Genomic DNA, 16,390 nt, shown 5'->3' with positions numbered 1-16,390 from the left:
CCCATAATAGGGACGAGTCAGCTCGCGTTACCACCCTAGTTCCGAAGCAAAAAGCTCCGGCACTTTAGTCAAAAAGACTTGTTAACGGACTACCCGACAAAGCTTACTCTCATTTCAGCTTTGTATCTCAGAGATGATTTTCAGATAATGTTTGTTCATCGGCTCCCACCACATCCGACTCTCTTTGGAACAAAGATATTATCCTACTGTTCTCGTCATCGACTTTCGTGTTAGATTTTAAAACTAAGATTAACAGCTTCAAAATGCCACGTCAACAAATTTATTGTAAATTTAGAATATTCTTTTTATGAAAGCGCAACCAATAGAAATCCAATAAAAAAAGCCACCTAAAAAGGCAGCTGGGTCTTAAAGTATTGAGCTAAACGAATTCATTTAAATTATGCTTTTCCATTGTACTCATGATACTTAAGAGTGCTGTGATCTGCCCTTCACGGACAGCTGGTCATTTTCAGCGACCAGCTCGGCTTCGATGTGAGAGACCTTCGAAGACTCACCCATACGCCAGTAGGTGATGAAGCTTACGGCAATGCAAGCAGCTACGTAGAAGTAGAAGAGCGACTCGGCTCCAATGCTCTTCAGCCATAACGCGATGAACTCCGCCGTCCCGCCGAACACAGCGACAGTGAGTGCGTAGGGGAAACCCACGCCAAGGGCACGGATTTCTGTCGGGAATAACTCGGCTTTCACGATCGCATTGATGGAGGTGTAACCGGTGACAATGATGAGACCCACCATCATGAGCAAGAAAGCAATGATAGGGTTCTTCATCTGCTCCATGATCATAAACAGCGGCACAGTCAGCAATGTACCAAGGATACCGAAACTGATCAATAGAGGGCGCCGTCCTATACGGTCAGACAGCATGCCGGCGAGCGGTTGAAGCACGACGAATACTAGCAGAGCAATAAAGTTGATCCAGCTGACGACCTCCTTTTGGAGGCCCACAGTATTCACCATGAATTTCTGTAAATACGTCGTGTAGGTATAGAAGGCTACGGTTCCGCCGAGCGTTAGTCCGACCACTGTCAGCACCGCCTTGGGGTGTTTCATTAAAGCCTTAACGGTCCCTGCGTTCGCCCGGTTTTCAGAACCCATTTTTTCGAACTGCTCCGATTCGTCCATCGTGCGGCGCAGCCACAATACAGCCAATGCTCCCATTGCTCCAATGACGAACGGAATACGCCAGCCCCAGGACATCATATCGGATTCGCTGAGCACTTGCTGGAGGATGATCTGAACACCCAGAGCCACTAACTGTCCGGCAACAAGTGTCACGTACTGGAAGCTCGAGTAGAAGCCGCGGCGACCGGAGCTGGCCATCTCGGACAGATAGGTTGCCGAGGTTCCATACTCTCCACCTAACGACAACCCTTGTAGCAGGCGGGCGAGAATCAGAATAATAGGTGCTAGTATACCAATGGCGCTATAACCTGGGGTACAGGCAATGATCAGAGACCCACCGGCCATGATGGTGATGGAAAGCGTCAGCGCTGCACGCCGGCCATGTCGATCGGCGTAGCGGCCCATCAGCAGACTCCCAATCGGCCGCATCAGGAATCCGACGGCGAAGATCGCCGCAGTGTTGAGCAGTTGGCTGGTCGGGTCTCCCTTAGGGAAGAAATTTGCAGAGAAATACACGGCAAAAGCAGAATAGACGTACCAGTCGTACCATTCGATCAGATTTCCAACCGAACCCTTGAAGATGTTTCCCGTAATGCGCCGCGTCTTTGCGCGATCAATAGATTGAGACATTGTTAAATCCTCCTCACGATGTGCCAGTGTTAGACACTCCTTTATTGACTCCGTCAACACTCACAAGCTTTGAAATTACCTGAAACCGCTTTCTTTTTTGGCTTTGCTAAAACATATTGTTGATTTTCTTTCCAAGTGGGCATCGCATACTGAAGATTGAAAGAGGCCCTCGAGTTTTTCACAAGGCGTTTCAATCACACCTCACTAGAAAACAACAACATTGACTAACAGAGCTTCTTTTTTAAAACTATACCATTTATCATTCGACAGCAACAGACAGATTTGAATGTAAAACCTGTTAATTTACATCGATAAGAGAAAAGACCCCCACAGCTAAATCGCCTCTCTCCCATGAAAATATTGCCAAATTCTTTTATGTAATGATACACTTCCCATGTAACAATAAATTTCGATTATATATTCGAGGAGGAGATGACTTTGAATCGAATTGGCTTGCTCCTAAACGTGCTGGATACAACCTTCGACAAGGAGAGTTGGTATGCACCGTTCAAGCATGCATTAGAAGGAATCACGGCAGAACAGGCTAACTGGCGACCAACTGGAGAGGCAACTAAAACAATCTGGGAGAACGTTAATCATCTCATTTATTACAAAGAGAGACTTGCAGCAAACATGGAAGGCCGTGAATGGCCACATAATCTCGACGGTAATGAAACCTTCTATCTCACCGAACAATCAAATGACGATAAGGAATGGAAGAAAGTCGTTGAACGTGCCGAAAACGTACAACGCAGTTTAAGACAGATACTGAGTAAAACTTCCGTCGAAGAGCTTGACCATAATTCCCTTGAGGGAAAGTTACTGGACATAATGCTTCATGACGCTTACCATACAGGCCAAATTATTCAAATCAGAAAAATGCAAGGATCCTGGCCTTCCCACCGCTGACCCGAACGAAAAAACAAAAAGACTCAAGCTTTGAGATTTGGATATATCGAGTACAAAAAAGTAACACAAAGGACTAAGTCTTTAGTGTTACTTTTTTTGTGAATATGTAATTTTGCTGTACATGCAACATGCAGGAACTTTACTTGTTTCCTGGATTTTCACTATTGTTAAAGAAGGTTGGTTATAATGTCAGCTATAAGCGTAAATCCAGCTGCAATAAAGAATAAATTTCCCATTCCTTTTCTTTTTTCTCTTTTATAAGTTACTCCTAATAAAAAAAGCATGCACCCCGAAAAAAATTGAGAATACGGCATAACCTTGAAATCGTGTGAAATTGCGGTATAAATTGTTAGAATAAAAACTATTCCAGCACACCTTCATGGGCGGCTTTATGATGAAACTTATAAGTTTGGACGGATGTTTGAATATTACGTAATGAAGGGATTAACGGAATTTATGAATAATAACAATGGGGGAAATCTATGGGTTGCTGAAGTAAATGGGCAAATCGTTGGTTCCATTGCTATTACTAAATCCTCTGATACAATGGCTCAGCTGCGATGGTTTATTTTAGATGAACATTATCAAGGGATGGGCATAGGAAAGAAACTTATGGAAACAGCCATCAAGTTTTGTAAGGAACAACACTATCAACATATTTTCTTATGGACAGTAAATATACTTGCCGCAGCTCGCTACCTTTACCAAAAATACAATTTTAAATTAACGGAAGAGAAACCAAATGAAGATTGGACCGAAACGTTATTGATGGAAGAACGATGGGATTTGGACCTCGATGAAGAGCAAACATCGTAAAGAGAGAGAACATTCCTGAAAAAAAGGGTTTTTAATGCATTACTTATGGGAAAAGGATACATATTCCTTTATTATCCAAAATAAAGAAGCACCCTATTAATTGGATGCCTCTAGATAAAACTTAATAAGATTCATTTCATTCTTCTTATTTATTAATTCTCCTCTTTTAATAAAATAAACATAACTGTTTATATATAAAGTTTGTCCTATTGTAATATCTTCGCTGGAAACAAATAATGACAGGGCTTGTCCATTTCCTTCAAAAATTCTTTGGTTCTCAAACATTAGTTCATAGTTGTAGTCATTAATAACCATCAACTCCCCAATTTGAGATTTATACCCTAAATATTCTGGAACCTCACCCTTTGTAATAAACTGAACCTACTGTACGTCTAAATAATGCTGCAGAACCCTTGGCGGGAAATATTTCAGGGGCAGGGGTCTTAAGGATACAATAGTGGAGGGAGAAAGGATCGAATCCTGTTGTGCCTGTTTTAGACAGTTGTACATCGCTTTGCCGCCAACTGAATTGGCAGAATGAATAGTGATGCGGTTAGCAAATCGTTTTTCTTCCACCATTATTTGAACAAGCATTAATCCATTCCTGTCTTTATTTACTAAATCGTGATCCAAAGAAAGATGTTCGATAGTGCAATTTCGCAGCAGCTCTAAACACTCGTCAATCGTCTCCGTTAAAACATAGCCTTCAGGTGCAGTCCGGTAGTCATCTAAGAAAACGCTAATATTACCCATTTCAGACTCCTTCCCTTATAAAGGGGTGACTAAGAGAAGTCGAAAATCCCTAGATAAATAGATCTTAAATAGATCTTGAATCAACCTTAACATAGATCCTATTTGAATGGGACATAAACGACTTTTAAAGCTAATATTTGACAAACATTTCATGATTAAGAGGGTGAGTTATGTTTAATTGAGAAATATCGATGACTTTGCTAGAGAACTTTTGATGTGATCCAGTCCCTCTTTAAGAGGGCCTTTTTTATGTGATAAAAAGAAGCATATGGAAACTTGATAAAGTATTGTCTTCTTCAACTAACCAGGAAATTAAAATATTAAACACCATCCAACAACGGATGGTGTTTAAACTGCATGATTGGCATTTACTTTTTTTCCATTACTGCAAAGTAATTATCTTCACTATCTGCAAAGTTAAATACTCTGCCAGAAGGCATATTTACAATTTCTCCGACAGTAACATTTTTATTTGATAAGTCGCTACGTAATTGATCGAAATTTTCCGAGAAAAACATTAAAGAAGGTGTACCAAGATTTAATTCAGGCGACATTTTTGCAACGAATTCCTTACTGTGCAGAATAATACTTGTTTCTGCATCCTTTGTTGGAGCAATTTCAATCCATCTCATTCCCTGACCGTTATCTTCTTCAGAAATTACACTAAATCCTACTTTTTCTGTCCAAAAATCCACTGCCTCATCTTGGTTATTTACATACAGCATAATTTGACCGACTTTATTAATCATTTATTTCACTCCCTTGTCCACTTTCTTAATAATAAATTATCATATCTTGCACTTGCATTACCCCCCTGATTTCAAATAATTTTTTTCGTTTTGAACCCTTATGATTTCAACTACTCTTTCAACACGAACTGTGGTATACTATTTAAGCGATGAGCTAATTTGCATAAGACGAGATTGACGCGCCTTTAAGGCAATGCACTATGTGGAGTGCTGTCTCTCGCCGCAAAACGCACAAAAAAGATGTCCTGTTGGGCATCTTTTTTTAATGGACAAGGTGCACTCAAGAAAATGAAATTTACGTTCAAAAAGAAAAGCTTATACCTTTATATTCTTTAATAAAAAAGCAAGCCCCCTCTGAGGACTTACTCATTCCCTTCAAATTTCTACGACCTCATGCTCCCTCGCCGAAAGATAAGCCGCTTCAACAATCTTTGTCGCCGCCACCCCGTCCCAAGCAGTGGCAAGCTCTGTCGGATTTTTCCGTATCGTCTCAACAAATGCATTCATCATATGAAGATATTCAAAGTCACCAAAGTTATGGTGGACCGTTTTCGTGCTGTTATGCTGGATGATGTTCTGGGCATACGCTTTTAAGTCGATGGCCCCTTCCGTTCCTGTCGCCCGAAGATCAATGCCACCCCACGTCGGATAGCCCTCGGGCCGTGACCAGCTCGGGTCGATGTCAGCGATGATTCCATTCTCAAACTCCAGCTGCACGTGGCCAACGTCATCAATGGTGATGCACGGTACCAAGAAGGAATCAGCTTCTGCAAACACCCTCGTCACTTCAGCTCCAGTCAGCCATCGCATCAAATCTGCGAGATGAACGATATGATCCATCAAAGCGCCCCCGCCGGACAGGTTCTTATCAATAAACCATCCTTTCGGGCATTGCCCCGGATTCTTGCCGTGAAAAGCCAGAACATCACCAATTTGTTTTTGATCGATGACCCGTTTCATTTGAACAGCCGGCGTATTGAACCTCAACGGAAAAGCAGTGGCCAAAACAACATCCTGCTCAACAGCCTTTTGCGCCATGATGGTGGCACTTTTTGTTGATACAGCCAACGGTTTTTCACAAAGGACATGCTTGTTCGCCTCTAAAGCTGCCAGTACCAACTCATCATGTTTGACATTCTCCGAGCAGACGATCACCGCTTCACATTCGTTCAACGCCACTCCCAAATCATGATAAAAAATAGTGGAATGCTCTGCCGCTTTCTTCTTCCCGCGATAAGCATCATCGTCATAGAAGCCCGCCAGTTCTGTGCCTGGACACAGTTTTACGGCAGCTGCAAACGCCTCTAAATGAACATGAGCTGCTGATAAAATGGAGATTCTCATCGTGTGTACAGCTCCTTTTCTAAGGAAATCGGCCGCTTTTCCTCTGCAGACTGCAATGCCAGAAGTCCAAGTTTCGTACTCTCATAGGCATCCTGCAGCGTGACAGGAGCCGGCTCATTATTTCGAATGCTATCAATAAAATCTCTCAATTCGAGAGACCAAGGGTCATCCCGCAGCAGGACTGGCGGAACCTCTGTGGAATCTTTTTTAAGCGAAATATTCTGGTGAACAGAGAGCGGAGAAACCTCCTGACTGTTAAACGTAAACAGTTCATTTTCCTGCGCGATCTCCACTTCCTGCGCGAATCCGCCGTCATATCTCCAGCTGCCTTCAATACGGCTGATAGACCCATTCTCGTGGCGCAATGTGATGAGGGCATAGTAATGATCGGGATCCGTCTGTGCAAAAACACGCGTTACCGGCCCGAACGCCCACCGAGCGAAGTCGATATCATGCAGGCTGAGATCCAAAATAACCCCGCCGCTGTTGCTGCGGTCGAGAGACCAGTTTTTCGCGCCCACAGGTAATTGAGAGCGCCTTGAAAGTAAGGTGGACGCAGGCTTATCCGGATCAATGCATTCCTTCAGCTTACAGTACTCAGGAAAATAGCGCAGCACCTGCCCGACCATCACTTTTGAGCTGCAGCGCTTTTCCAGCTCCAGCATGCGCCGGCAGTCTTCATCGGTATGCGCCATCGGTTTTTCGAGAAAAACATGCTTGCCTTTCTCCACCGCTTTTTCAAAAACATCCCGGTGCATAAATGTAGGAAGACAAACGTCAACCACATCCCCGATCTCCAGGCACTTCTCTAAATCGTTATAAACGGGAATCCCTTGTATATCCCCGGTTTGGGTCGTTGAATAAATCCCTGCTACTTCCACATCCTTCATCTGCAGATACGCGTTCAGATGGATGTTTCCGATAAAGCCGTAACCTAAAATAACAATTTTCACAGCAGCCACTCCTTTCAAAGTACTTTTTATATAGATTCCCTGTTTTAACGGGGAGACCTGCATGATTTTTGTTACTTGTCTGGAGTTTACTTACGAATTCCTTGTGGTTACTCCCGGAAACTTAGACTTTACTTGCGGTTCTATACTCGTTACTTGCGAAAACTCTGACTTTACTTGCGGTTCGACAAAGCTTACTTACACAACAAATCATTTTCAAAAAAACGAGCCTAATAAATCGTCATTCATCTAATGTCATCAAATAATTTCGATTTCTATATGTGCCAGTATAAGAGAGATTCATGGATTGAAGGATACGAGAGGAAACAGAAACAGATGACAGATGCAAAAAGGATCTAAGCTCGGAATTTGAGACGGAGAGACCGATAAGCAGTTTATAATCGGTAATGGCAGCAAAATGAGCATCCTTTGAAAAGGAGCCACACTGGGTGCAAACCCACTTCGCATGCAGTCGGATCATCGGGAGAGCGGAACATTCCGGGCACTCTACACCGGTCAAAATTTCTTCTTTATGGATTTGCTGAAGGATTTGAGGGTCAGATGGAGTGTGGCTGTTCACAAGTTTACGGGAGAGCTTCTTTATTTGCTGGGGATTCAGCTGTTCTTTGACATGCATCTTTTCATACATTTTTATTTTCAAGAGGAGATTTGCACCGTGAATGACTCGTTTGGAAGTGGAGGGATCCAGATTCAGGAGGGTATTTTTAATTACCGTGTTTGGATTGCTCATGACAACAAGCATTTCAATGGGAACCTGTGGGAGTTTTTGTGCGGATAGCCAATCCTGCAGCTGTACACGATGACGTTCGACCTGCAAAACTGGGTCTGCGAAGCCTTCCTCTTTTTCACCAGACACACGAATGAGCTGTTTATAATTATGATCAAAAACAAGTGTTCCTGAGATGTTTTTCACTTCTAAAATGAGAAAGTAATGAGGAGAAAGGATGAGCGTATCTATCTGGAAAAAGCGTTCGCCATCTGTAAGCCGGAGATCATTGAAAATGAGGTAGTCTTTCTTGAGGAGATAGCCCAAATGATAGTCTATGGCAAGCTCCCCTCTGTAACCCGCCATCCGCCTTGCTAATTGGTCACTAATATCGGGCCGTTTCCGGTGATCCGGCGGCAGCCTTCTCAGCAAAGCCTCCAATTTGCGTACCGTAATAGGAACTTTTCGTTCTTTTACAATCAAATTCTATCAACTCCCTTTCTTAATAAGAAGGAAATTCGAATTGTGAGAAGAATTTCCTTCTCATGGTGCAAAATGAGTTGAAAATATGTATCCTAGCCCTCGATTGCTCATGCATTTGACTAATTATATTGGTCTCTCGGGCTTCGCCGGCCCACAGCTTGTCCAAACCTTCATCAATAACCTGTTTTTGGGGTATTGAGACCCTCCTGTTGGCTGTTACTTGTGATTCGACATGAATTACTTGCGGAAATGCTCTCTTTACTTGCGATTCTGCATGCATTACTTGCGAAAACTCCGACTTTACTTGCGGTTCGACACCACTTACTTGCAAAACACATCATTTTCATAAAATCGCAGGCCAGTGAACCCCCTGGAGTATGCTTCGTCCAAAACCCTCACCCCAAAAAAAAACGCCGTCTCTCAACGGCATTTTCTATCAAGATGCATCCGTAACATTCTTTCCATTCTGATACTCCGACTTCAAAATACTATAGTACAGACAGACAACTTCCTGCCCATCCAATCGCTCTAATATCTTATTTTCACTAAATCTGTAGTTGAATCCGCACTTCTCATTCACTCTCTTGGAATTATGATTAAAATCATAGTGTCCACACCAAACGATATCTAAATTCAGATCTTCAAAACCATGCTCCAGCACTCGGTTTACCGCTTCAGGAACATAACCTTTCCCCCAGTAGGCTGGATTGAGAACATAGCCGATTTCCTTTTGGTTCAAATGGGACAAGGTTTCATCCGGTTTTCGATCATGCAGTCCGATGCTGCCGATCACCTTATGTTCAGAGAGCAGTTCAATGGCATACAACATATCAGTGCTCTCAAGGAACATTTGAATGATCTCTTTGCTTTCTTCCTCATCTTTATGCGGTTTCCAGCCGGCATTCGGGCCCACTAAATCACTTTTCGCGTATTCGTACAAGTCTTTGACATCTGATTTCTTCCAAGGTCTCAATAATAATCTCTCAGTCTGCAATTCTTGCATGTAGTAGCCCCCCTTATTTTTAACCATTATAGGCTAAAAAGGAATAAAAAGGAACATGGGTGCCAGGCACCGAGATTACACAAGTGTGTAAAACCGGTGCCTGGCACCCTTTCAAAAAGGAACTGCCCTTCCTATCACTCTACCATTTCTTCAACCCCAACAGCTTCTCCCCTAACTCAGTCAACTGCGCGGTATCATATCTTTCGTGCTCCAGGTTGCGCGGATCGCCAGGGAAGGCCTTGCCGCTTGGCGGAATTCTCTCTTTCCATGACTCCACCCTTGTCTCGACCAGCTGCTCATTCCCCTCCTGCGCCGGGAACATGGAGATGTATTGGGCAAGGCGCGGCTTATCCGAATAATTTGGACGGATGCCATGCGGCTGCATGCTGTTAAAGATGAGCAAATCGCCTGCTTTGGTTACCACTTTTGTAGGTGTGTAGCCCGTCGTATCCGGCTTGTGCGGATTACGGTCAGCCGGCTGATCTTTTACCCATTCATCAAAGTCACGGTACAATTCAGGAATACACTGAAATCCTCCCATGTCCACGTCCGTATCAACAAGCGAGAGAACGCCCTGAACGTTTACCGGAATCGGATCAAGCGATGTGTCCACATCCCAATGGATAAAGCTGTTATATTCATGCCCAGGCTTCATCGGAAGGTTGAGATTGCACCGGTCAATGCTTGCCCACAATTTTTCCGTTCCCCAAATGTCCACAAAGGCATCATACACCCTCTGATGCATGCGGTTATCCCAAAGATACTGATGGTTGTAAAGCTCGACCATCCCTGTATTCTTCAATTCTTCCATCTGAATTTCACGCCGTGCTGCTGTATACCAAGTAGAGGAATCGTTCGGATCTTTTTCTTCAAAGTCCCAAATCAGCTTCGCCAAGCGATCGACATGGTCTTGTGGAATGGCGTCACGAACAATCACATAACCGTTCTCTTTCCAAAACTTCCAATCTTCCTCACTAAGCACACGCAACGGTTCATTGTTTTTCCTCTCATTCAACGGAACAGCAATCTCAAGAATATTATTCAGCTTCTGGTTCATATTCCTTCCTCCTTTTGTATAGTAGCTTTTCTTGATTTCCATGTTAGGCCCCACGAGCTTCCAATACAATAAACGATGTTGCTGTCTCTTTAATAAAACTAAAATATCTTGCTGTTCCATCCAGAATAAACAATGCTTCTTACTGTCATGTATCCGTTTCCAATCATGCAGTATCAATATCTTGTTTATTTTCCATAAAAACTATCATATCTTGCTCTGAACTATGGTTATCAACTATCAAATCCTTTACACTTAAAGGAACCATACCAGGGAGGTCATCGTATGAAGTTTTCAATGAATCAGAATGCAGCTTCCCCAGAAACTCTGAATATAAAAAAAGCCCCGCAGCTTTTATATGCCGGGCAGATCAGTGACAATCCGCATTGGAAATTTTCGAGCCATAAACATGATAATCTGAGTGAAATCGTCTATATCAGTGGTGGACAAGGGACGTTCATTATTGATGGAATAACATATGAAGCTTCACAAGGAGATATCCTGGTCTACAATAAAGACGTGCTCCATGAGGAATGGTCCAACCCTGACCACCCACTACAAACGTATTTTTGCGGGATCACCAACCTATCCATCCAGGGCTTGAAGGATCTTCATGTCATCCCTTCTGACATCGAGCCCGTTATTCGCCGCAATAAATACTCTTCTAAAATAGAAACATACCTGTCCGAAATCTTTGATGAGGCGGCGCTTCAAGCAAAAGGATATGAGATGATCTGCCAGAACCTGCTTACGTCACTCATTATGGTCATCCATCGCATCATCCATCTGCATCATCAAGATGCGTCTGCAGAAAAGCAAGACTCCCTCTCTCATCGGATAAAAGAATATATTGATAAACACTATACAAGGAACCTCTCATTGGATGACTTGGCCGAAGTATTCTTCATCAGCCCTTACTACCTATCGCATGTATTTAAAGAAGACATGAACCTGTCGCCTATTCACTACCTCATTACAAGGAGAATGGGTGAGGCCAAACGGCTGCTCGTCTCAACTAACCTGAAAATAAGAGAAGTCGCCCAGCTGGTCGGGTATGACAACCCGAATTATTTTACGATGCTGTTTAAAAAGTTTACGGGAGAGTCGCCTAAGAAGTTTAAGGAGAAGCATATGGAGAGGCTGTATTATCAGAAATAGAGGGGCTGTCCAAGAAGTCTGTAAGCTGTTGATTTCCGTTCCAGGCTGCTCGCTTTTACCGGCGCGAGCTCCTACTTTCGCGGGGCGTGCGGTGAGCCTTACCGGCGTGAAGTTTTTGGTGCAAGCACCGGCGGGAGTCTCACCTGTCACGCTAGTCCCGCAGGACAAGGAAGGCTCCGGCAGCTTTTTATCGCACGAAGAAAATGTGAAGTTCATTTTCGAGGAGTCTCGCATCTTCCACTTCAATTAACTTTTCAATTTTCGACTTTCTGGACAGACCCTTAATAATAACTTGTGTTGCCAAAACCCCAAAAGCAGATGCCGTTTTTAGACCAAACACCTGGGCTCTGGCATAGTTTCCTGCGGGATTATTGACAATCCCAGAATAGCAGCTGAGTTGTCCCGGACGGACTTTTCCGTTTCCGCCTGGACTTGCACAGTCATATAATCTCATGAACAAAGGGAATCCAAAGTAAACCTGCGCCCATGAGGCATGGCACTTGTTACTATGACGAATATAAACTTCTCCTATCACTAAATCAGTTTCTTCACGTACGATGTCAGCTGAACGAACGTTTCTAGCGTCCTTTGAACATCCGGTGGAAATAGGGTTCTTACCGTTATAAGAAGCCATCGAGGAATTTATTTTCTCATAAAAAAGCTCCACCTCATCGTAGAGCCAGAGCTGGAAGCAAGTTGAAAGTTAGGTTATATGATTTTATTCAAGAGCTCGTAATGCCTTCTGCAGAAATAAAAAATGATAACCAGTTTTTTTGCACCCGAATCATTTCTTATTCTTTGTCCATCATTCTAAATCATGCTCCCATAATCCAAGCTTTCCTTTCGCTGGTATAAAGACATCCAGCTGCTGCATGTCCTGCACTTCCCAAGCGTATCCTCCCACTTGAAAGTCTCCTAAAAAATAAGTATTGCCTGTTACCACTTGTCCATTTTCCAGTATTGCCTGTGTCCCGTTATTTTCCTTTACCTTCAAACAATTTTCAAGGTTGCATACACCAATGATCATACCAGTTGGAAGATTATCCTTTGAGTAACCATGCTTACCCAGCAATAACTCAATTAACGGATGGCTGCAGAAAGTCTTATCCATTTTCTTACTTGTATGAATCGCCAGCGGACCACGATAATTCGTTCTCCATGACCTTGTTTCATATTTGACCTCCCCCAGGACAAATAGACTTGCCCAAGGCTGGATCATTGATAAAACCTTCATTCTCGCGGCCTCCAACCTATGAAAGTTTACTATGTCTATAGAGTGTCCATGTTAAAGAATAATATAAGTATTTAAGCCACCTTCCATTTAGAGAAAGTGGCTTAAAATCGTTACTTGCTTCTGTCCAAAACGTTGTTAAGGGTTGCTTCAATACTTTCGGCTATGCTTTTTAACTCTTTATCTTCAATAAAACCAACCATGAAAAAAGCCCGAGAATGTATCCACATTCTTGGGCTTTTTGTTTTACTTCAGTTTTTCAACTTTTGATAAAACACTATTTAATTCATCAGATGCCTTAGTTAAAGTCTTTGCATCCAGAGGCTTTGATTTTGCACCCGCTTCAATGGTGTGCAGCGGTGTTTCTACTTTTTCATAAAGATCGGCGTCTTTTTCTTTAACACCGTCTTCGAATGTTTCCCAGGATTTCTCTAACTGTTCTCCAGATTCCTTCACTTTATCTGCTTCGTTCGCTTTTAACTGAGATTTGAGGTCGGTCAGTGTTTGTTTCATTTCTTTGGATCCTTCAGCGATTGTTGGTTCTTTCGCTTTATCTGATCCGTTATCTTTTGTTCCACAAGCTGATAATGTAAGAGAAGCTGCCAGTACGATAGGTACGATGTATTTTTTAGTTTGCATTTCGAAGTTCCCCCTGATGTTTTTTGAGTTCGATTTTTAATTTGATATCTTTTTTTCTATTCATAATGGCTGCCACTATGGCGACCAAAATAAGAAAAGCCTGTGGAATCATGCTTTCGAGCGTTGGGTAAAACGCAAGAAAATCAATAGTTGTTAAAGAATTTACTTGTGTCACAGGCAATAATCCAGCAAGTTGCAATCCGTGAATCCCCATACCTGTAAACTTGAAGCAGAGGTAAAACATGAGAACACTGGATACTAAGAAGAACGGGCGCATCGGAATTCTTAACCCTAGCTTAAGAATGAAATAAGAAAGGATAACAAGAACCAAAATTCCTATACCAATACCTGTTAATAACGAAGGCAGCTTGATTGAATTCGCCATTCCTATGAAAAACAATACCGTTTCTGTTCCTTCACGGAAAACGGCAAGGAAAGACAGGGCCGCTAGTGAAAATAAACTTCCAGTGTTCAGTGCATTTGTACTTTTTGTGCGAATGTATCGCTGCCATTCCGCAAGACTGGATTTACTGTGAAGCCAATAACTCATGTATAGCAGCATCACAGCCGCAAAAACACCTGTCCAGCCTGCAATCAAGAAATTGTTGCTTCCGAATGCTCCTGCTGAAAAGAGGAGATTCACAATGACACCCAGGATAATACTGACGCCAATTCCTGAACCTACACCCATCCAGATCCATTGTTTTTTGTCTTCGTGCCCTGCTTTTTTCAAGAAACCAAGCAGTGCTACTACGACAAGCAAAGCCTCAAGTCCTTCACGAAGCAGAATGGTTGTGGCATCCATCATGTTATAGCTTGTTTTCATGGCGATGGGAGCCAGATAATCCCGCATATCCTGAATGGTTTTTTTAGCACCGTCTATATTGTTTGATGATAGCTGGGCATAAGAAGTAACCATATCCCGTTCAGCGCTGCTATAAACTTTTGAAGATTGGGTAAGTACAGTACCTTCAGCATTTAACCAGGATTTTCTAAACTTTTCAATGTCGGCTTTAGCCCCTTGAATATTGTTTTGATCGATATTCTTCAAAGAGTGGTCCAGTAAGGAAACAAGGCCAGCCACGTCTCCCTCTTTACTTGAACCGCTTTTTTTATCCTTGGATGCGGCAGGAAACTTCCCATCGATGAATTTTTGGTTCATTTGCTTTAATTGTTCCAGCCCAGCGGTTACATTTTTCTTGTTTACTGGCTGTTGAGCGAGAGCGAACTGAACTTGTCCCATCGCATCCTCAATATCATGATAAGCAGTTGTCGATTGATCCTTTACTCCATCCTCAATGGACAGCCAAGTGCTTGAAAACTTTTTGAACTTGCTGGATGCCTTGGTGATATCCCCTTGCTGAGATGCATTCATAGCTTGTGATACGAGCTTGTTTGCTTCTGCCATATCACCCTTTGCATTCCCCTTCGCAAAGCTATGTATAGGTAAAATCATGACACCGATTAGTAGTATTGCAAAAATGATCTGAACCTTATTCTTCAATGTAATCCCCTCACTTCTCAATAAACTAACTTTTATCTATCTTTAGTTAATGAAATTCATTATCAGTACTCACTTTCAAATTATATTGTTAATGATAATCATTGTCAATTACCATTTTCCTAAGATTTTTGATGCAAAAAAGAGAAATCCTTAAAAATCAAAGAATTTCTCTTAATAATAAGGGTTTTTTTGATAAGCCCGCCTCTTCCTGTTGCTTTATAAACTCAACGGTTCAATTTTCACAATATAATCTACTTTGACTTTCATGTTCTCATAATAATTCAGCCATTCTTTTCGGCTCATCGGCTGCAGCAATGGAGAAAGAGTATGTGCTCCTACTTCAAGAGGCTCTGCCTTTAATTTTTGTGTTTTCTTCACCAAATCCATTGATTGTCCTTCCAAATAGGATTCGATGTCTTTGTTAAGCTTTCTCATTTCACTGCTGCTGAGTATATTTCGATGTCCTCTGTATTCATTTATTCTTCCTTTCACATGTACCTTGATGGATAACGTTTTATAATTCCTGTCCACCTTCATATGAACCCTGGAACGTACTTGGCCCAAGGAAACCTTCAAAGGAGAAAGAGGAAGATTTTTTAAGTAATGGTCGTTGGCTAACAGCTGGAACATCTGATCTTCCATATCCTTAACGGAGCCCACATAATCCTTATGTTTAAAAAAGGCTGTTCCTTCGTAAGTGAATTTTTTTTCATTCACTTTAAATATCGGCAGCACAGGATCCGAATAAGAAGAATAGACCTTTTCCATAAACTCATGAATATTGACAATCGTCATTTCTCCCTGATTTCTTCTTTCATAATGCCTGAACATCCGATATAGAAAATAATCCAAGTTCTCGTGTTCGTTCTTTTCCTTCTCTAAGTACTTCTCAAAGTTCCCTTTGACCAGCACAAGATAAAGACGAGGGGATACATCCGGATCTGAAAGAGTGGTGTTAATTAAAGATATGATTTCTTTCTTCGCCAGATTTTCATTGATAAACAGCATTCGGAGCTGACCAAGCTTTAGTTCCCGGTAAAACTTTAAGTTGAAATCCTTTTTTACCTGCTTTAATAAATCCACATTCAGTTTTGTAAATAGCCGCTTTTTCTCATCCAAAACGGGAGGATTAAGTGTAGTAATTTCCAATGAGCCATTTTCCCCTTTATTCAGCGACCAAAAGGTTACCGGAGCAACTTCTTCAACCGTATTATCCTCAACAAATGGTGAGGAGCAGCCCGAAAGAACCAGTACACAACAAAGCAGCGGCAAAAGAACCCTCTTTATATATCTCATA

At 42.2% G+C, this 16,390-nt stretch carries 18 protein-coding genes and 1 other annotated feature; of the genes, 4 read left to right on the top strand and 14 right to left on the bottom strand.

Features of this window, described 5'->3' with window-relative positions:
* Positions 1-5: 5 nt before the first annotated feature.
* Positions 6-228: a binding site (T-box leader), on the bottom strand.
* A 198-nt stretch (positions 229-426) separates the two neighbouring features.
* Positions 427-1,773: an MFS transporter gene (locus OKX00_RS02675; protein ID WP_265409309.1), complete on the bottom strand. Its 1,347-nt coding sequence runs from the start codon at positions 1,771-1,773 to the stop codon at positions 427-429.
* A gap of 438 nt (positions 1,774-2,211) precedes the next feature.
* Between OKX00_RS02675 and OKX00_RS02670 the strand changes: the two genes are divergently transcribed.
* Entirely contained in the window at positions 2,212-2,682 is a 471-nt protein-coding gene (locus tag OKX00_RS02670; RefSeq protein ID WP_265409308.1) for a DinB family protein, read from the top strand.
* 167 nt (positions 2,683-2,849) lie between these two features.
* Here the strand turns inward: OKX00_RS02670 and OKX00_RS23295 are convergent, their stop codons facing one another.
* The gene (locus OKX00_RS23295) at positions 2,850-2,966 is read right to left on the bottom strand and encodes a hypothetical protein (protein WP_416054293.1); all 117 of its coding nucleotides are present in this window, start codon (positions 2,964-2,966) and stop codon (positions 2,850-2,852) included.
* Between the two features lie 172 nt (positions 2,967-3,138).
* On the opposite strand from OKX00_RS23295, the gene OKX00_RS02665 reads away from it, so the two are divergent.
* Positions 3,139-3,498, top strand: a complete 360-nt coding sequence (locus OKX00_RS02665) for a GNAT family N-acetyltransferase (RefSeq protein ID WP_265409307.1) — start codon at positions 3,139-3,141, stop codon at positions 3,496-3,498.
* Positions 3,499-3,879: 381 nt separating this feature from the next.
* Here the strand turns inward: OKX00_RS02665 and OKX00_RS02660 are convergent, their stop codons facing one another.
* From OKX00_RS02660 to OKX00_RS02630, 7 genes are all read right to left on the bottom strand, one after another.
* Complete coding sequence (locus OKX00_RS02660; RefSeq protein WP_265409306.1) at positions 3,880-4,251, bottom strand: cyclic-phosphate processing receiver domain-containing protein; 372 nt, start codon at positions 4,249-4,251, stop codon at positions 3,880-3,882.
* Between the two features lie 368 nt (positions 4,252-4,619).
* On the bottom strand, positions 4,620-5,000 hold the full coding sequence (locus tag OKX00_RS02655; RefSeq protein WP_265409305.1) for a VOC family protein: 381 nt from the start codon (positions 4,998-5,000) through the stop codon (positions 4,620-4,622).
* Between the two features lie 375 nt (positions 5,001-5,375).
* The gene (locus tag OKX00_RS02650) at positions 5,376-6,344 is read right to left on the bottom strand and encodes a Gfo/Idh/MocA family protein (RefSeq protein WP_265409304.1); all 969 of its coding nucleotides are present in this window, start codon (positions 6,342-6,344) and stop codon (positions 5,376-5,378) included.
* The gene (locus OKX00_RS02645; protein ID WP_265409303.1) at positions 6,341-7,297 is read right to left on the bottom strand and encodes a Gfo/Idh/MocA family protein; all 957 of its coding nucleotides are present in this window, start codon (positions 7,295-7,297) and stop codon (positions 6,341-6,343) included. The genes OKX00_RS02650 and OKX00_RS02645 overlap by 4 nt, the downstream gene beginning before the upstream one ends.
* Before the next feature lie 238 nt (positions 7,298-7,535).
* The gene (locus tag OKX00_RS02640) at positions 7,536-8,504 is read right to left on the bottom strand and encodes a nuclease-related domain-containing protein (RefSeq protein WP_265409302.1); all 969 of its coding nucleotides are present in this window, start codon (positions 8,502-8,504) and stop codon (positions 7,536-7,538) included.
* Between the two features lie 436 nt (positions 8,505-8,940).
* Entirely contained in the window at positions 8,941-9,507 is a 567-nt protein-coding gene (locus tag OKX00_RS02635; protein ID WP_265409301.1) for a GNAT family N-acetyltransferase, read from the bottom strand.
* 139 nt (positions 9,508-9,646) lie between these two features.
* Positions 9,647-10,564, bottom strand: a complete 918-nt coding sequence (locus tag OKX00_RS02630) for a phytanoyl-CoA dioxygenase family protein (RefSeq protein WP_265409300.1) — start codon at positions 10,562-10,564, stop codon at positions 9,647-9,649.
* Positions 10,565-10,846: 282 nt separating this feature from the next.
* Here OKX00_RS02630 and OKX00_RS02625 point away from each other — a divergent pair, with 282 nt between their 5' ends.
* A complete protein-coding gene (locus OKX00_RS02625; RefSeq protein WP_265409299.1) occupies positions 10,847-11,719 on the top strand; it encodes an AraC family transcriptional regulator in 873 nt (290 codons plus the stop codon).
* A gap of 28 nt (positions 11,720-11,747) precedes the next feature.
* A complete protein-coding gene (locus OKX00_RS02620) occupies positions 11,748-11,969 on the top strand; it encodes a hypothetical protein (protein WP_265409298.1) in 222 nt (73 codons plus the stop codon).
* Here the strand turns inward: OKX00_RS02620 and OKX00_RS23290 are convergent.
* From OKX00_RS23290 to OKX00_RS02600, 5 genes are all read right to left on the bottom strand, one after another.
* Positions 11,907-12,353 carry a DUF2690 domain-containing protein gene (locus OKX00_RS23290; RefSeq protein WP_416054292.1) on the bottom strand — a complete coding sequence of 149 codons (447 nt, stop codon included), beginning with the start codon at positions 12,351-12,353 and terminating at the stop codon, positions 11,907-11,909. The two genes, OKX00_RS02620 and OKX00_RS23290, sit on opposite strands and share 63 nt — an antisense overlap.
* A gap of 171 nt (positions 12,354-12,524) precedes the next feature.
* The gene (locus OKX00_RS02615; RefSeq protein ID WP_265409297.1) at positions 12,525-12,953 is read right to left on the bottom strand and encodes an ASCH domain-containing protein; all 429 of its coding nucleotides are present in this window, start codon (positions 12,951-12,953) and stop codon (positions 12,525-12,527) included.
* A 243-nt stretch (positions 12,954-13,196) separates the two neighbouring features.
* Complete coding sequence (locus tag OKX00_RS02610; RefSeq protein WP_265409296.1) at positions 13,197-13,589, bottom strand: hypothetical protein; 393 nt, start codon at positions 13,587-13,589, stop codon at positions 13,197-13,199.
* Positions 13,579-15,093 (bottom strand): FTR1 family iron permease, encoded by a 1,515-nt coding sequence (locus OKX00_RS02605; RefSeq protein WP_416054291.1) that lies wholly within the window; start codon positions 15,091-15,093, stop codon positions 13,579-13,581. The genes OKX00_RS02610 and OKX00_RS02605 overlap by 11 nt, the downstream gene beginning before the upstream one ends.
* 216 nt (positions 15,094-15,309) lie before the next feature.
* Positions 15,310-16,389 carry a Ger(x)C family spore germination protein gene (locus OKX00_RS02600; RefSeq protein ID WP_265409295.1) on the bottom strand — a complete coding sequence of 360 codons (1,080 nt, stop codon included), beginning with the start codon at positions 16,387-16,389 and terminating at the stop codon, positions 15,310-15,312.
* Position 16,390 lies beyond the last annotated feature (1 nt).

Origin of the sequence: Fictibacillus sp. KU28468, assembly GCF_026153615.1 — a bacterium.
In the GTDB taxonomy this organism is placed as follows: domain Bacteria; phylum Bacillota; class Bacilli; order Bacillales; family Fictibacillaceae; genus Fictibacillus_C; species Fictibacillus_C marinisediminis.
The sequence above is the reverse complement of the archived record's forward strand: the minus strand, read 5'-3'. Positions and strand labels throughout refer to the sequence as shown.